The following is a 2,252-nucleotide window of genomic DNA, read 5'->3' as shown; positions in this document are numbered from 1 at the left end:
TATTGAACAAAGAAAGTTAAATCCTGTGCTTGACTCTTGTGGTTAAAAACAGGACATTTTAAATGGTTTATCGCATAAACATTTTAATTGGTGAATAACAGCATTTGTAAGCCCAAAGTAGAAATGTTCTCGATAAATAATGAGCTAATTAACAGTACATATTCGGCTCACAATATGAGTCGAATTTGTGCTATATTTAACTCATCTTAGATTTTAGATGAGAGAGATTGAAAATGCAGAAATGGATTTGGCAAGCAGAAAACTGGACAAATTTCACATGGCAAGATTCAACTATCTTACCTAAAACCAGACAGATATATCAAAAAATAGGAATTCTTCTTGGACAAAGTCAGCATGATTTAGCGAAAGAACAATTCACTCTAGATACTCTACTTGCCAATCTCGTTGCTTCATCAGCAATTGAAAATGAAACCCTCAATGTTTTTTCATTGCGATCATCTTTAGCCCAACGCTTGGGTGTCACTCTTGAACAGCCTTATCCAAGCTCAGATCGATCAGAAGGTTTAGCCAATATCATGCTGGATGCGCTGAACGATGTTAAGCAACCACTGACTGTTGAGCGCCTCATGCAATGGCATCGTTGGCTTTTCAATGACCCCGACTGGACAATGCAACGTTTACGCATTGGTCAACTGAGGGGATCAGAGCCTATGCAGATCGTTTCAGGTCGATTGGATTACCCTAAAGTACATTTTGAAGCACCGTCAAGAGAAGGCTTAGAAGAACGCTTACATACCTTCATAGCGTGGTTTAATCAGAGTCTGAATGATTCATTGCTTGATCCTCTGTTACGTGCAGGCATTACCCATTTATGGTTTGTTACCCTACATCCTTTTGATGATGGTAATGGCCGTATTACACGTATACTTACAGACCTTGCTCTAGCTCAAATGGATGAGCAAAGTATCCGTTTGTATGCAATGTCTACTGCGATATTAAATAAACGTAAAAGTTACTATGAGATATTAGAACAAACTCAAAAAAATGATTCTGATATCACAGATTGGCTGATTTGGTTTCTAGACACGTTGAATGAAAGCCTTGAAAAAACCTTAGCGCAGATCAGTCGAACATTGTTTAAAAGTCAATTTTGGCATAAATATTCAAATTTAGCCCTGGGTGAAGAACAACGTAAAGTTCTAAATCGTTTATTAGACGGTGGCGAAAATGGCTTTGAACATGGTATTAGTGCTTCGCAATATCAAAAGGTTGCTAAAGTCAGTAAGGCAACGGCTACTCGCCACTTATCAGACTTACTTGAGAAAGAATGTATCGTTAAATTAGAAGGTGGTGGACGTAATACACGCTATCAGATCAATACCCAGTTATAGATATTCTAAGCAATAAAAAACCCCGGCATCCTGCCGGGGTTTTTCATATTGGGTTGCTAAGTATGACTCCTGTCTTACCTCACGTTCCTGGTGCGATCTTTCTTATTCTTGTTGTTTGGAACATCCTGTTCTCTATGGCTTCATCATAGGAAAATTCACCTCTCCTGGACAGCCGTAAAGAACCGGAATTTACGTAAGCCCAGGCGTACAAAATAGCCTAAATTTTATCCACAAAAAATGTGGATAATTTTGGACATTGAGGCATTGATAAAATTTGAAAAATGCTAAAATTGATTACTTTTTAAACAAATTTATTGGCAAGAACTATCAAAAATGATCATAAAAAAGCCGACTTGTTTCAAAGTCGACTTTTTGCTGATTTTTTAGCCATGACTAAATTTTTAAGTTGTTGATATTTATATTAATATACAAGTGTTGTTATTCACCAATTAAAATGTCTATGCGATAAACCATTTAAAATGTCCTGTTTTTAACCACAAGAGTCAAGCACAGGATTTAACTTTCTTTGTTCAATAACAGCTTTCTGAGCTTTACGACTCGGCATACTTTTCTTGAGACGGGAACGTTTATTCTGTTTTTCCAACTCTTCATGCTGTTGCTGAATATGTGCCAGAACTGTACCTAACCGTTTATTCTCAACGATCTCATTCTGCTGTAGCCCAGCTAATTTATTGAAAATGCTGTAGTTGAGCTTTCGTCCCTCGTGCATGAGGGCCACAGTCCCATCCGGGTACTCCAGAAATGAAATATATTGCCCAACAAGCTTATGATTCAGCTCTATCGGTTCAAGCAGATAAATACATTTGTCATAGGTCAGGGTCAGATTCTTGGTGACCTTACGCGGTTCCTGCCAGGTAAAAATATCATCCAGTTCAAGAT

At 37.7% G+C, this 2,252-nt stretch carries 1 protein-coding gene and 1 pseudogene; one reads left to right on the top strand and one right to left on the bottom strand.

All coding sequences use genetic code 11. From position 1 onward, the window contains the following. Nucleotides 1-233 precede the first annotated feature (233 nt). Nucleotides 234-1,352 carry a Fic family protein gene (locus MTX11_RS16405; RefSeq protein WP_243475608.1) on the top strand — a complete coding sequence of 373 codons (1,119 nt, stop codon included), beginning with the start codon at nt 234-236 and terminating at the stop codon, nt 1,350-1,352. A gap of 490 nt (nt 1,353-1,842) precedes the next feature. Here MTX11_RS16405 and MTX11_RS16400 read toward each other — a convergent pair. Continuing rightward, nucleotides 1,843-2,252 (bottom strand): annotated as a pseudogene (locus MTX11_RS16400) (ISNCY family transposase); the annotation flags it as partial.

This window comes from Acinetobacter lwoffii (genome assembly GCF_022809915.1).
GTDB classification, from domain to species: Bacteria; Pseudomonadota; Gammaproteobacteria; order Pseudomonadales; family Moraxellaceae; genus Acinetobacter; species Acinetobacter lwoffii_M.
The sequence above is the reverse complement of the archived record's forward strand: the minus strand, read 5'-3'. Positions and strand labels throughout refer to the sequence as shown.